Origin of the sequence: Microvirga vignae, from assembly GCF_001017175.1 — a bacterium.
GTDB lineage: Bacteria > Pseudomonadota > Alphaproteobacteria > Rhizobiales > Beijerinckiaceae > Microvirga > Microvirga vignae.
Window position 1 is genome coordinate 1 of record NZ_LCYG01000116.1, and the last position, 13,328, is coordinate 13,328.

The 13,328-nt window shown below is 62.5% G+C and carries 12 protein-coding genes; 6 read left to right on the forward strand and 6 right to left on the reverse strand.

Going from position 1 to position 13,328, the window contains the following annotated elements; translation table 11 throughout:
* Positions 1-1,036, reverse strand: a 1,036-nt coding sequence (locus AA309_RS32665; protein WP_150117829.1) for a calcium-binding protein, incomplete at its 3' end; no start/stop codon positions are given.
* A 309-nt stretch (positions 1,037-1,345) separates the two neighbouring features.
* Here AA309_RS32665 and AA309_RS29090 point away from each other — a divergent pair.
* Both AA309_RS29090 and ppa read left to right on the forward strand, forming a co-directional pair.
* Positions 1,346-1,852: a GNAT family N-acetyltransferase gene (locus tag AA309_RS29090; RefSeq protein ID WP_047192513.1), complete on the forward strand. Its 507-nt coding sequence runs from the start codon at positions 1,346-1,348 to the stop codon at positions 1,850-1,852.
* 184 nt (positions 1,853-2,036) lie between these two features.
* Positions 2,037-2,567, forward strand: coding sequence for an inorganic diphosphatase (gene ppa / locus AA309_RS29095; protein ID WP_047192514.1), 531 nt, complete (start codon positions 2,037-2,039; stop codon positions 2,565-2,567).
* A 90-nt stretch (positions 2,568-2,657) separates the two neighbouring features.
* Here the strand turns inward: ppa and AA309_RS29100 are convergent, their stop codons facing one another.
* On the reverse strand, positions 2,658-5,099 hold the full coding sequence (locus AA309_RS29100) for a calcium-binding protein (RefSeq protein WP_047192515.1): 2,442 nt from the start codon (positions 5,097-5,099) through the stop codon (positions 2,658-2,660).
* A 250-nt stretch (positions 5,100-5,349) separates the two neighbouring features.
* Complete coding sequence (locus tag AA309_RS29105) at positions 5,350-6,612, reverse strand: ubiquinone biosynthesis hydroxylase (protein WP_047192516.1); 1,263 nt, start codon at positions 6,610-6,612, stop codon at positions 5,350-5,352.
* 135 nt (positions 6,613-6,747) lie between these two features.
* On the opposite strand from AA309_RS29105, the gene tesB reads away from it, so the two are divergent.
* The 3 genes from tesB to AA309_RS29120 all read left to right on the forward strand — a co-directional run bounded on the left by tesB (position 6,748) and on the right by AA309_RS29120 (position 9,664).
* Positions 6,748-7,608, forward strand: a complete 861-nt coding sequence (gene tesB / locus AA309_RS29110; protein ID WP_047192517.1) for an acyl-CoA thioesterase II — start codon at positions 6,748-6,750, stop codon at positions 7,606-7,608.
* A 207-nt stretch (positions 7,609-7,815) separates the two neighbouring features.
* A complete protein-coding gene (locus AA309_RS29115; RefSeq protein ID WP_047192518.1) occupies positions 7,816-8,154 on the forward strand; it encodes a P-II family nitrogen regulator in 339 nt (112 codons plus the stop codon).
* A 37-nt stretch (positions 8,155-8,191) separates the two neighbouring features.
* Positions 8,192-9,664 carry an ammonium transporter gene (locus tag AA309_RS29120; protein ID WP_047192519.1) on the forward strand — a complete coding sequence of 491 codons (1,473 nt, stop codon included), beginning with the start codon at positions 8,192-8,194 and terminating at the stop codon, positions 9,662-9,664.
* 195 nt (positions 9,665-9,859) lie between these two features.
* Here AA309_RS29120 and AA309_RS29125 read toward each other — a convergent pair whose 3' ends face one another.
* The 3 genes from AA309_RS29125 to AA309_RS29135 are packed head-to-tail and all read right to left on the reverse strand — an operon-like array spanning position 9,860 to position 11,929.
* Entirely contained in the window at positions 9,860-10,459 is a 600-nt protein-coding gene (locus AA309_RS29125) for an SCO family protein (protein WP_047192520.1), read from the reverse strand.
* A 14-nt stretch (positions 10,460-10,473) separates the two neighbouring features.
* A complete protein-coding gene (locus AA309_RS29130) occupies positions 10,474-11,421 on the reverse strand; it encodes a DUF1775 domain-containing protein (RefSeq protein ID WP_047192521.1) in 948 nt (315 codons plus the stop codon).
* 43 nt (positions 11,422-11,464) lie between these two features.
* Entirely contained in the window at positions 11,465-11,929 is a 465-nt protein-coding gene (locus AA309_RS29135) for a hypothetical protein (protein WP_150117830.1), read from the reverse strand.
* 152 nt (positions 11,930-12,081) lie between these two features.
* On the opposite strand from AA309_RS29135, the gene AA309_RS29140 reads away from it, so the two are divergent.
* Positions 12,082-13,328, forward strand: a 1,247-nt coding sequence (locus AA309_RS29140; protein ID WP_047192523.1) for a DNA translocase FtsK 4TM domain-containing protein, incomplete at its 3' end; no start/stop codon positions are given.

The following is a 13,328-nucleotide window of genomic DNA, read 5'->3' on the forward strand; positions in this document are numbered from 1 at the left end:
CGTTGCCTGAGCCGCCCTCCATCTTGTCGGTGCCGCTGCCGCCGTCCAGCATGTCGTTGTCGACACCGCCTTTGAGGATGTCGCTGCCACTCTTGCCGAAGAGCCTGTCGTTGCCGGCCTCACCGAGGAGCTCGACGCCGTTGCCGTCGATGCCGGTGATCTCATCGTTGAAGTTCGTGCCCTGCACCACCTCGATGTTGAGCAACTTGTCGCCTGCGGCGGCTCCCCCGTTCTGGTTGGTGGTGAGATCGACGGTGATGCCGCCTGAGGCCGCCGCCATGGTGATGTAGGATGCGACGTCCCAGTCGCTACCCCCGTTGAGAGTATCCGCGCCGAGGCCCCCGTCGAGCCAATCATTGCCGGAGCCGCCGAAGATGTTATCACCACTCTCTCCGCCAAAGGCCTGGTCAGCATCACCACCGAGATTGATCAGGCCCCTCACAATGCCGCCATTGCGGCCGTCGTATGTGTCGGAGCCACCAAAAAAGTCGATTGCAAAGGGAGTTTCGGATGCGATGAGCCCGCTGTTCCTGACGATATCAGCGCCGTCACCAGCCCGAATAGCCACTGTCTGGCCTTTGATATAGCCGCTGTTCGTAATATCAACTTGCCCAGGGCTTTGGGTAGATATGCCCGTGCCCTGCAATGCTTCGATTGTTCCCGAATTCGAGATGGTGATGTTAGCTCCGCCAACATAAATGGCGGAAGAGTATTGGCTGTTGCCATAGCCTAAGGTTAGTATCGCTCCGGCGTTGATGATGGTTGAGCCGGCGGCAGCGGTTATTGCGTTGGATCTTCCTATGACATAGCCAGTGGTATTGACGGTGAGCGAAGAAGATTGCTCCTGGTTTTGAGCCATTATCACCGCGTCCGCCCCTCCACTTCGAATGAATCCGTCGAGGGTTGCGGCCTGTCCTACTAACCGCAGAGCGTAGGCGCCAGAAACATCAACGCCGCCATTGGCTGTTATGAGGAAATCCTCGGTGCTGGAGTCGTATACCGGCGTGGTGACGATAGTATTGATGGTGCTGGTCATGAGCTGTACCTTTGCTGCCGCTCTGACCGGGCAGGGAGTCAGCAGCGGGATCCTGTCCTTGCAGCCAGTCTATGAAGGCCCGTTGGATTGTTGTAACCTTGCATTTATAGCACATCTCTCTTCTGGCAAGTATCTGGAATGTGTGAGAGCACACTCCCCGCTTGCGTCCTTTTGCCCATCCTTGCCGACGAGAGAATTCCTTATAAGGCTTGGCTTCCGTGCTGCGGAGCGACGTGCGTGTTAACGCGCCGTTAACCACGATCCTGCGAAGCTCTTTCCATTGCTCCTCAAGACAATTGCCTTAAAGCCATGAGCGACCTCCTCGTCAGTATCCGTCACGCCAAGCCCGACGACGCCCCGGCCCTGTCCAGGGTGTTCGATGCCGCCTGGCGCGAGGCTTATCAGGGCATCATTCCCGGCGTGACCCTCGACAAGATGTTCGCCCGCCGCGGCGAGCGCTGGTGGCGTTCCACGGTGACCCGCGGCCGTCCCCTCGTGGTGCTGGATATCGGCCAGGGCATCGCAGGCTACGCTTCCTATGGCCGCTGCCGCGACCGCGCCCTGCCGGCGGACGGCGAGATCGACGAGATCTATCTCCTGCCGGAGTATCAGGGGATTGGGCTTGGGCGGCGGCTGTTCAAGGCGGTTCTCAACGACCTGCGCCACAGCGACATGCCGCGGGTAGCCGTGTGGGCTCTGGCCGAGAACGAGCGCGCCCGCGCCTTCTACGAGGGGCTTGGCGGGCGCAGCATCGCCCAGGTGGAGGAGCGGATCGGCGGCACACCCCTTGCGAAAGTCGCCTATCTCTTTCGCTGAAAACCCTTTTTGCTTCTTGTTGCAGGCGCGCAGTCCGGCTAGGAAGCGCCCAAGCCTCAGCGAGCGGCATCCGGAACCGTCAAGCCGGACCGCTCCGGAGGGCTTCCTTTTGCTGCATTGATCGGTGAAGCGGCATCCCTTTCACTGAGGCAATGTCTCGATCCTTGTTCCGGAGAACAGTTCCATGCGCCTTGACGCGATCCCGACTGGAAAGAACCCGCCTGAGGACGTGAACGTCGTCATCGAAGTGCCGCTCGGCGGCGAGCCCATCAAATACGAGATGGACAAGGAGTCGGGCACGCTCTTCGTTGATCGCTTCCTCTATACCGCCATGCGGTATCCCGGGAATTACGGCTTCATCCCGCACACCCTGTCCGGCGACGGCGATCCGTGCGACGTGCTCATCGCCAATACCCGCGCCATCGCGCCGGGCGCCGTCATGAACGTGCGTCCCGTCGGCGTGCTCGTGATGGAGGACGACGGCGGCCAGGACGAGAAGATCATCGCGGTCCCGTCGAGCAAGCTCACCCAGCGCTACGACCGGGTGCAGAACCATACCGACCTGCCCGAGATCACCCTCAAGCAGATCGAGCACTTCTTCGAGCACTACAAGGATCTCGAGCCTGGCAAGTGGGCCAAGATCATCCGCTGGGGCGACGCAGCCGAAGCCCGCCGCCTCATCGTCGAAGGCATCGAGCGCGCGAAGAAGAAGTAAGCTGCTGAAACAGAAATGGCCGGAGCGTCCGCGGCCATTGCGTCTTGAAAGCCCGGCTCCTGCGAGCCGGGCTTTTTGTTTTGGACATCCTCAGAAGATGACGAAGTCCCTGTAGGTGAGGACCAGGTTCTTGTCGATCGTCGCGAACTGAACCGCCTTGGCTGCGCCGGTTCCATCCGGATCGTAGAACAGAGCGCCAGCCGATTTCAGATAGATGATCCGGTCGTACTTGTCCTTCACGTGGTCACCCACCACGAACGCGCTGGCCGAAAGCGTTCCCGTGGCGATCTTGGTGAAGATGGACCGGGACAGCTTGATCGTATCGTAGGTGGGATTGAAGTCGTCGATGGACTGAATGTTCGCGCTCGTCAGCGACGCGGTGAATACGAAAGTATCGCTTCCGGTGCCGCCATACAGAGCGTCTCTGCCGGTGCCGCCATAGAGGGCATCGTTGCCGTCACCGCCGAAAAGGCTGTCGTTGCCGGTGCCGCCATAAAGCGTGTCGTTGCCGGTGCCGATCAATCCGGTGCCGGAAGCCCCATCTCCGCCGATGACGTAATCGTTGCCCGTGCCGCCATCGACAAGATCGTTGCCCTTTCGTCCGAAGGCCTGATCGTTTCCGCCAAGGCCGTAGACCCTGTCGTTGCCGTATTCGCCGACGACCTGCTCGCCGGCACTCGTTCCATACCGGATGACGGCAGCGTCCTCGTATACGTTGATGAGCTTGATGACGACATCTCTCTCAGCCGTGCCGACCATGGCGCCGTCGCTGAGATTCTTGATTCCGTCGCTCACCTTGACCTTGATGGTGAAGGTGGAGTGCGTGTCGTAATCGAGGAGATCCTTGTTCTTGACGCGGATGGTCTTACCATCGGCATCCAGCTTGAAGACGCCTCCGGCATCATCGATGAGGGTGAAGGCCAGCGCATCGCCATCGGCATCGGTGGCGGAGAGGACGCCGACTGCAGTGTCGACGGCGCTGTTTTCGGTAACGCCGCTGCCCGAAATGCTGACGGTGGCCGGAGCCGCGGAGTTGGTGAGAGCGTAAATCTCATCGTCGCTCGCATCCGTCGCGTTCGCCCCCAGGAACTTCAAAAGACGGGTGCCCTTGAGGCTGTCCTCACCGCCTGTTCCGCCTGTGATCGTATGCGTAACCGTATAGAGGGTATCCTCGTTGCCGGTTGTCACGGATATGGCGTAGTCGTTTTTGGAGCCTGTGAAGACGGCCATATCGTTGCCGTCGCCGCCTTCCAGGGTGTCATTGCCGTCGCCGCCCCAAAGGGTATCATTGCCGGCATCGCCAATCAGCTTGTCGATGCCGATTCCACCGATGAGGCTGTCATTGCCGATGCCACCGCTAAGGCTGTCGTTGTCTGCGCCACCATCGAGCGTATCGTTGCCGTCGGCACCCTCAAGCGTGTCGTTGCCGCCATGACCATTGAGGCTGTCGCTGCCGCTCCCGCCCCAGAGCCTGTTGGGGTCGTTGCTGCCATCGATCGTGTCCCAGTTGCTGCTGCCGTTGACGTTTTCGATGTCCTTCAGCGTGTCCCAGCCGTAGCCTGAAGTGTTTTGCGACCCATTGAGCCTGAGATCCACTTTGACCGCAGCGGTCCCATAATAATTGGCGGTATCGTCGCCCTCGCCGCCGTCGAGCGTGTCGTTACCGGCTCCGCCTTCGAACGTATCGTTTCCGGCTCCGCCCTCGAGCATGTTGTCGGCGCCGTTGCCTTTGATCCAATCGGTGTTGGCGCCGCCGATAATGTTCTCGATGTTGACCAGCGTATCGGAATCATAACCGCCACCGATGGGTTGCTGGCCCGTCTGCGACAGATCCACCGAAATGCCGCTGTTCGCACCCGAGTAATCGACCGTGTCGCTGCCCGCGCCGCCATCGATGAAATCGCTGCCCGTTCCGCCGACGAAGATCTCGGAACCGGCGCCGCCATAGGCCTTGTCGTTGCCGGCGCCCAGCACGATCCTGCCGATGACGGCACCGGCGCTGCCGTCATAGATGTCATCGCCCGCGCCCAGGTCGATTGCGATTCCCTCAGGCCCCGTGGAGCGGATCAAGCCGGCATTGACCACTTTGTCTTGGCTGGCACCGCTTACGATGGCTTTGCCGGAGGCAATGATCGTGCCGGTATTCAGCACCTCGAGCTTCCCGTCGCCATCCATCTTGATACCGGTCGCGCCGACGATGGTACCCTGGTTTGTGACGATGCCGTCCCCACCAGCGGCAAAATAGATGCCGGCGCCGGTCACGGACGAGATGAACCCACCGCCGTTGAAAATCCTGTTCGCGCTGGTCGAGGTGCCCGCCGCCGCAAAATTGATGCCGTCATTCTGGCCACGAATGGTCACACCCGGGATGATTGTGATGTCCTGGATTCCAGTCGCATTGATCGCGTCTCCTGCCGCAGTGCTGTTGTAAATCGTCACGCCGAAGAACGCGGTGCCTGCATTCAGGGTCACGCTTCCGTCGGTCCCAAAAACGGTAGGGAGATTAGAAGGATCGAAGTAATAGTCGGCCATGGGTCTCTTCCGAAGAGCAAAGGATTGATGGCCAAATTTGATACGTTATTTCATGAAGATCGGGAAGAGCCCGGACCGCAAATTTCTCGTTATAATCATCCAGAATCGCCGCGCTTTCCCGAGAGGACCCAGGCACCCCAACTAGAACAGGCTTCTCCCATGGCTGAGAAGAGCGTCAGCAGGGCAAAAAGCCGCGATCTTCCGTTAAGGCGTGCCCCAGATCCCGTGCAGGTAAGCTCCCAATTTCCGCTCAGAGCGCCTCGCCTCTCAGCAGGCGGGGGGCATCCTCTCTCCTCAAGCCCGCCGCCTCGCGAATGAAGAAGCGCTTGAGGCCCGGCATCCGATCGACGAGCCCCAAGCCGAAATCGCGGATCAGGCGCACCGGCAAAAGGTCGTTGGAAAAGAGCCGGTTCAAGCCGTCCGTCATGATTCCCATGGCCGTGATGTCCGCCCGACGGGCGCGCTCGTATTGCAGGAGCACATCAGGGCTGCCCGGATCCATGCCGAGACGCATGGCGTCTGTGATGATCTCCGCCAGCGCCGCCGCGTCGTGCAGACCGAGATTCAGGCCCTGACCAGCAATCGGGTGAATGAGGTGAGCTGCATCGCCCAGGAGCGCGAGACGTTCGCCCACGAAGGAGCGTGCGACGCCAAAGGCCAGCGGATAGGCCTGCGGCTTGGTCTCGAACGCGATCTTGCCGAGCTGCAGACCGAAACGCTTCTCGAGCTCCGCCTGCAGGTCCTCAGGGTGCGATTCCAAAAGCGCCGGCACGTTCCCGCTGCGCTCGCTCCAGACGATGGAGGAGCGGTGCCGCACGGCGCCGTCAGGGAGCACCTCGTCCTTGAGGGGCAGGATGGCGAAGGGGCCGGCCGGCAGGAAATGCTCCACTGCCCTGCCCTCGTGATCGCGCTCATGCGAGATCGTCGCGACGATGCCGGATTGGTTGTAAGGCCAGAAGATCCAGCCGATGCCCGCCTGCTCGCGCAGGCGCGAGCGCGCGCCATCGGCAGCCACGAGAAGCGCTGCGGAGATCGTCTCGCCTCCCGCCAGCATCACGTCCGTCCGCGCACCTCGGACAGAAAAGCCCTTCACCCCCTCGGGCCTCAGGTTCACGCCGATGTCCCGGCAGGCGTCGAGCAGAAGCGCCGTCAGGTCGCCGGAGGTCACCATATGGGCGAAGACTTCGCCCTCCACCGCGCCCTCGAAGGTGAGAAAGGTGGGGCGCACCGGATCCTGCAAACTGGAATCGGTGATCACCATGTCGAGGATCGGTTGAGCCTTGTCAGCCACCTTGTCCCAAAGGCCCAGCGCCTCGAACATCCGCCGCGCCGACGCCGCGATGGCGAAGGAGCGCCGGTCGCCGTGCGGATCGCGGCTGAGCGCCGGATCGCACATGACCACATCGACATCGTCGCCCAGCGCGCGCTTGAGGGCGAGCGAGAGGGACAGACCGGCCAATCCGCCGCCTGCGATGACAATGCGCGACCGCTCCATGCCCGCTCCTGCACCCATCCCTTTTCTCCTCAACTCAATCTTTCTCGAACGTTATACGTTGGGTGTCAGCGATCCATTGACCAGCGTCAAGCTTGACCTTCGCCCGTTGCTCGCCGATGGATGACGCTCCCCTTTGATGAGGATGACCGATTCATGTCCCGCGCCGTGACAGACCTTCTCTCCATTCTCGACCTCGAACAGCTCGAAGTGAACCTGTTTCGAGGCCAGAGCCCGAAGAGCGGATGGCAGCGGGTCTTTGGGGGGCAAGTGATTGGCCAGTCGCTGGTGGCCGCCACCCGCACGGTGGACGGGCGCCATCCTCATTCGCTCCACTGCTATTTCATGCTGCCGGGCGATCCCAAGGTGCCGATCATCTACGATGTCGATCGCATCCGCGACGGCAAAAGTTTTACGACCCGCCGCGTGGTGGCGACACAACACGGCCAAGCCATCTTCGCCATGTCGGCCTCGTTCCAGATCGATGAAGGCGGCTTCGAGCACCAGGCCGAAATGCCGAAAGTGCCCGGCCCCGACGAGCTTCCCTCCGAGGAAGAGGTGAAGGGCGGTCTGCTGCTCCAGATGCCGGAGCCCATGCGCACCTATTACGAGCGCGAGCGCCCCCTCGAGATCCGCCCCGTGGAGATCAAGCGCTATACCTCGCGCGAGCCGGGCGAGCCGCGCTTCCATGTGTGGATCAAGACCACGGGCCGCCTTCCCGACGATCCGGCGATCCACCAATGCGTGCTGGCCTACGCCTCGGACATGACGCTCCTCGATACGTCGCTCATTCCCCACGGCCGGACGGTGTTCGACCCGACTGTCCAGGCGGCGAGCCTCGACCATGCCATGTGGTTCCACCGCCCCTTCCGTGCCGACGAATGGCTGCTCTATGCGCAGGATACCCCGAATGCCGGCAGTGCCCGCGGCTTCTCCCGCGGCCTGATCTTCAAGCAGGACGGCACCCTCGTGGCTTCGGTCGCTCAGGAAGGCCTTATCCGCGACCGCTCTGCCTAAAACGGCATCTGCTTACAATTTAAGCAAACTGGGCGTTTTCTGACCATTTCGCGCCTGCCTCCGAAAGAGGCAGGGTTGCCTCCTCATGCCTGAAAAGGTTTGGCACGACCATTGCATATCCCCTTCCCGACACCGCCTTCAGGGGCGGGTTCATGTGGAAATCACGGCCTGAACTGCCAGGCCAGCGTCTCAAAGGGGGCCAGACCCATGAAAATCGTGATGGCGGTCATCAAGCCGTTCAAGCTGGAGGAGGTGCGTGACGCGCTCACCGCCCTCGGCGTGCACGGGCTTACCGTGACCGAGGTGAAGGGATACGGACGGCAGAAGGGCCACACGGAAATCTATCGTGGCGCCGAATATGCCGTGAGTTTCCTGCCGAAGATCAAAATCGAAGTCGCAGTGCCGTCCGACCTCGTGTCGCAAGTGATCGATGCGATCACGGCAGCCGCACGCACAGGTCAGATCGGCGACGGCAAGATCTTCGTTACGCCCATCGAGAAAGCGGTCCGTATCCGCACGGGCGAGACCGATTCCGACGCCCTTTGATGCTCACCCCTTCTGTTTTCTTCGGAGTTTGAATTCGATGAAGTTCCGTCCTCTTTTCCTGACCGCGCTCGGCGCGCTGGGGCTTGGCCTCCTGGCGGTTGATCCGGCTCTCGCCCAAGATGCCGCAGCAGCCGCGCCCGTGCCCAACAAGGGCGACACCACCTGGGTGATGCTGTCGTCCATCCTGGTTCTCCTGATGATCCTGCCGGGTCTCGCGCTGTTCTACGGCGGTCTGGTGCGCACCAAGAACATGCTCTCGGTGCTGACCCAGGTTTTCGCCATCGCGTGCCTGGCCTGCCTGATCTGGGTGTTCTACGGCTACAGCCTCGCGTTCACCAACGGTGGCGGCCTCAACGACTTCATCGGCGGCTTCTCCAAGGCCTTCCTGCAGGGGGTCGACGTGAACACGGTTGCGGCGACCTTCTCGAACGGCGTCGTGATCCCCGAGCTCGTCTATGTCTGCTTCCAGATGACGTTCGCGATGATCACGCCTGCGCTCATCGTCGGCGCCTTCGCCGAGCGCATGAAGTTCTCCGCTCTCGTAGTCTTCACCGTTCTGTGGCTGACCTTCATCTACTTCCCGATCGCGCACATGGTCTGGTACTGGGCCGGCCCGGACGCGATTGCGACCGCAGCCAGCGCTCTTGCCGGCGCCACCGACAAGGAGGCTGCTCAGGCTGCCCTCGATGCCGTGACCGGCGATGCGGGCCTGCTCTTCAAGTGGGGCGCGATCGACTTCGCAGGCGGCACCGTGGTGCACATCAATGCGGGCATCGCCGGCCTCGTCGGCGCCATGATGCTCGGCAAGCGCATCGGCTACGGCCGCGACCTGATCGCCCCGCACTCGCTCACCATGACCATGATCGGCACCGCGCTTCTGTGGGTCGGCTGGTTCGGTTTCAACGCCGGCTCGAACCTCGAGGCCAACGCCACTGCCGCCCTCGCCATGATCAACACCTTCGTCGCCACCGCTGCGGCCGGCCTCTCCTGGCTGTTCGTGGAATGGGCGATCAAGGGCAAGCCCTCGCTGCTCGGCCTCGCGTCGGGTGCGGTTGCCGGCCTCGTCGCCGTCACCCCGGCCTCGGGCTTCGCAGGTCCCATGGGCTCGATCGTTCTCGGCCTCGTTGCCGGCGCGGTGTGCTTCTTCTTCTGCAGCACCGTGAAGAATGCCTTCGGCTATGACGACTCGCTCGACGTGTTCGGCGTCCACTGCGTGGGCGGCATCATCGGCGCCATCGGCACGGGCATCCTGGTGAACCCGGCTCTCGGCGGCGCGGGCGTCGCGGATTACGTCGCGAATCCCGGCTCGCTCACGGTCGCCGAATACGCCTTCAGCACCCAGGTGTGGGCGCAGGTGAAGGCCGTGCTGTTCACCCTGGTGTGGTCGGGCGTCGGCTCCGCGATCCTCTACAAGCTCGTGGATCTGGTGATCGGCCTGCGCGTCACGCAGGACGAAGAGCGCGAAGGCCTCGATCTCGCGGACCACGGCGAGCGCGCCTACAACTACTAAGCTGAATAATCTGCATCGTCCGGGGACTTGAGACCCTCCATCGGGCGATGCAACAACGAAGCCTTCCACAGGCGCGAAACGGAAAGCCCCGGTCCGAAAGGCCGGAGCTTTTCTCATTCAAACCGCCTATCTGTATTCGAATTCTCCGCAGTCATCCCCGGATCAAGTCCGGGGACGGCCATGACGAAGAACGGCTCACCCGTTCCTGATCAACTGCTTCAGCTTCGAACGACGGATCTCGGCCGTCTCTTGAAGGTTCGACGTGCCGTAGAATTCGCCCTTGCTGTCCATGAGGAAGATGGTGGCGGAGTGATCCATCGTGTAGCCATTGTCGGTCGGCACCTTCCGGTAGAAGATCTTGTAGGCCTTCGCGACGGCTGCGATCTCCTCCTCCGTTCCGGTCAGACCCACGATGCGCGGATCGAAGGAAGAGAGATAGGTCTTCATCAGTTCCGGTGTGTCCTGGGCGGGATCGACGGTGATGAAGGCGACCCGCAGCTTGTCGGCATCCGAACCCAGGGACGCCAGATCCTGCGTGAGATCGTAGAGCGTGGTCGGGCACACTTCCGGACAATGGGTGAAGCCGAAGAACACCACGAAGGGTTTTCCTTTCAGATCCGCATCCGTGAACGGCTTGCCCTCATGCGAGGTCAGACGGAACGGTCCGCCAATGGGGACACGTCCGGCACTCTGCTGTTGCTGCGGCTGGAAGATGAACAATGCGGTGCCGAGCAGGATGCCGAGGCCTGCGAGAAACACCACGAGCGGGATGAGAAGAGAGCGTTTGAAAGCCATCGTTTTCCCCTTGCTCAGTGCTTGTGTTCCGTCGCAGCAGGCGCAGCACCGCCCATGCCGCGCACGATGTATTCCACATCGACGGTTCCGGCCTTCTCGAAGATGAGCGTGCCCTTCACCGTCTGCCCCTCCTTCAAGGGCTCCTTCAAGTCCATGAACATGAGATGACCTGCGCCGGGCTTCAGCTCGATGGTCGCGCCGGGCTTGATCTCGAGCCCGCCCTGCACCGGCTTCATGCGCATGATATCGCCTTCCATCGCCATCTCGTGCATTTCTACGCGCGAAGCGATGGGGAAGGAGCCGCTGATCAGGCGGTCGGTTTCCTTTCCGTTGTTGGTGATGCGCAGGTATCCGCCACCCACCTTCGCGCCAGCAGGCGTTGCGCGCGACCAGGGCTGCTCAATGGTTAGCGTGCCGGCATGCTGCGCCGCCGGCGATGCGTTTGCCGCCGCAACGATCTTCACGCCCGGTGCGGGCGAAGCGAGATGATGCGGATCCTCGCCGGCGGCAGGGACCTGCACCCATTCCTCGGTGCCCTTCTCGCATTCCTGCACCACCGGGAAGTAAACCGTCGCGCCCGGCTGGAACGCATCGGTGAAGCGCGCCTGGAACACGAACTCGTCATAGAAGCCATCGTCGAGCGAGCCGGTCCAGACGATGTCGGTCACGCCCTCGGAGACGGTTTCGCCGTGCACCTGATAGGCGCGCACGTAAGCGCCCTTCGTTGCCCCCAATTTCCAGCCCGCCTTGGGCATGGGTTTGACAGCGACAATACCTTCAGGAATGCGCACACGAACCTTCAGAGTGGGCTGACCATCGCAGCCGTGCGGGATGCGCAGAACCGCCTTGAATGTAGAATTCGGCGTGGTCTGCGCCGTCTCGAAGGAGACATGGGCGAGAGCAGGCGTGGAAAGAATAGCGAGAGCGGCGACAAGCGCACCGCGGGAACGAGACGACGACATGGAAAATATCCTGTGAGGATTCGCGTGATTGTTGAGGAGGCAATCAGGCGAGGCGCGGTGGCGCGCGCGATCCGACAGGCAGAACGTTCGATGAAAGGCGGATCAGGAAAGCATCAACCGGCGCGCGCACGCTGAGGGCAACAGGGTCGAGCCGTCGTTCGGCTGAGGCTGTCTCAGGGGCAGGCCCGGACGGTCCCGTGCCATGGCAACTCAAGGTGCAGCACAGTCCGTCATGTGTCGTTGCCGGGCCGTGATCGGGCTGGGTCCGGCCATACTCAAGACAGAGGATGCCCTGACGACCCGCCGCTTCCGCCGCATGGGCCGCACCGCTGAGCGAGACGAGAATCGTCTGCAGCACGAGCGCATAGGCCATGAGCGCCGTGAGAACGGCGCGCTTGAAAGCCATGATCGTGCCCTTGCGCATCATGGCCGGGACACTGGTCTCTCCCGCCCTTGCCGTCAACTGCGCAAAAGCCCCCAGAGCATCGGACCCAAAAGTGGTGTCCACTTTTGGGTCCGATGCTCATTTTTCACGGTGCCTCGTGGGGAAAACCGGGGTCGCTTTTCACACGATGCGCTAGGGTTAATAGGCCCTTAACCCGCCTCCCTCTAAACTCGGGGCAAGATCGTCTCATTTTATCTGGTTTTCAGAGTGGTTTGATGCGTACGGCACGCCGTCCCTCCTCTTCCGCCTATGACGGCCTTTTCAGCGGCTTGCGGGCCTTCATCGCCCGTCGGACGCAGGAATTGACCGGCCTGTGCCTCGTCGCTGTCGCGGGCGCGGTGGCGGTGGCGCTCGCCACTTGGTCGGTGGACGATCCGAGCCTCAACAACGCCACCGATCTTCCTGTTCACAACTTGCTCGGTTGGCCCGGCGCCATCATCGCCGACCTGCTGATGCAGCTTTTGGGCCTTGGCGCCATCGCCGCGGTGTTGCCGCTGGCGCTCTGGGGCTGGCGTCTCATGAAATCGGGCGAGCTCGGCCGCCTGCAGCTGCGCTTTGCCCTCTGGGTGATGGGCGTGGGCGCCGCCACGGCGCTCGCGAGCGCCATGCCCGCCACCGACCGATGGCCTCTGCCGACGGGCCTCGGCGGCGTCGCGGGCGACGCGATCCTCACCGGCGCAAAAGCCATCACGGGCCTGTCCAACGGCTCGGCCAGCGCGGTTCTCGGTTTCCTCTTCGCCGGCATCGCTATTCTGAGCCTCACAGCCGCCTGTGGCCTCAGCCCCAACGAGGAGCGGCACCACGAGGAACCCGAGGAGGAAGAGGCTCCGCGCCCGGTCAGGCGCCGCCAGATCGCAGATTGGGACGAAGCCGAGGAAATCACCCACGACGAGCCCGGCTGGGGCATCGTGTCCCTGGGCGCGCTCGCTCATGGCGTCATGAGCCTTCGCGCCACGGCGCGCCGCTGGAGCGAGAAGCGCCATGCGCCAGCAGAAGACGAGGATTTCGAGCCCGCACCACAGCCCCGTCGCGCAAGTCGGGACGGCGCCATGCGCCGCGAGCCCGTGCTCGATGCGCCCCTTGGCCGCGCCTCGCGAACCGCACCTGCGGCAGCTCCGGCTTATGAGGATGAGGACGATTCGTATGACGACGAGCCCATGGCCCAGCCGGTGCCTCGCGCCGCCATACGGCCCGAGCCCGTCTCGGCCCGCGTCGGGCCTGCCCCGACCGCGCCGAAACCCGGCAAGCGCATGGCACGTGAGGCGCAGCCTTCGCTTCTCGACGAAGAAAAATATCAGCTGCCGCAGCTGAGCCTGCTCGCGGAGCCCAAGAAATCGTCGGCTCCCCTGATCTCGGCGGAGGCGCTGGAGCAGAACGCGAATCTGCTTGAGAGCACGCTGGAGGATTTCGGCGTGCGTGGTGCGATCACGAAGGTAAGCCCCGGCCCTGTTGTGACGCTGTA

Excerpts from the sequence above, each read along its gene's own strand:
- AA309_RS29090 (WP_047192513.1), top strand. The coding sequence starts at position 1,346 with ATGAGCGACCTCCTCGTCAGTATCCGTCACGCCAAGCCCGACGACGCC.
- ppa (WP_047192514.1), top strand. The coding sequence starts at position 2,037 with ATGCGCCTTGACGCGATCCCGACTGGAAAGAACCCGCCTGAGGACGTG.
- AA309_RS29100 (WP_047192515.1), bottom strand. The coding sequence starts at position 5,099 with ATGGCCGACTATTACTTCGATCCTTCTAATCTCCCTACCGTTTTTGGG.
- AA309_RS29105 (WP_047192516.1), bottom strand. The coding sequence starts at position 6,612 with ATGGGTGCAGGAGCGGGCATGGAGCGGTCGCGCATTGTCATCGCAGGC.
- tesB (WP_047192517.1), top strand. The coding sequence starts at position 6,748 with ATGTCCCGCGCCGTGACAGACCTTCTCTCCATTCTCGACCTCGAACAG.
- AA309_RS29115 (WP_047192518.1), top strand. The coding sequence starts at position 7,816 with ATGAAAATCGTGATGGCGGTCATCAAGCCGTTCAAGCTGGAGGAGGTG.
- AA309_RS29120 (WP_047192519.1), top strand. The coding sequence starts at position 8,192 with ATGAAGTTCCGTCCTCTTTTCCTGACCGCGCTCGGCGCGCTGGGGCTT.
- AA309_RS29125 (WP_047192520.1), bottom strand. The coding sequence starts at position 10,459 with ATGGCTTTCAAACGCTCTCTTCTCATCCCGCTCGTGGTGTTTCTCGCA.
- AA309_RS29130 (WP_047192521.1), bottom strand. The coding sequence starts at position 11,421 with ATGTCGTCGTCTCGTTCCCGCGGTGCGCTTGTCGCCGCTCTCGCTATT.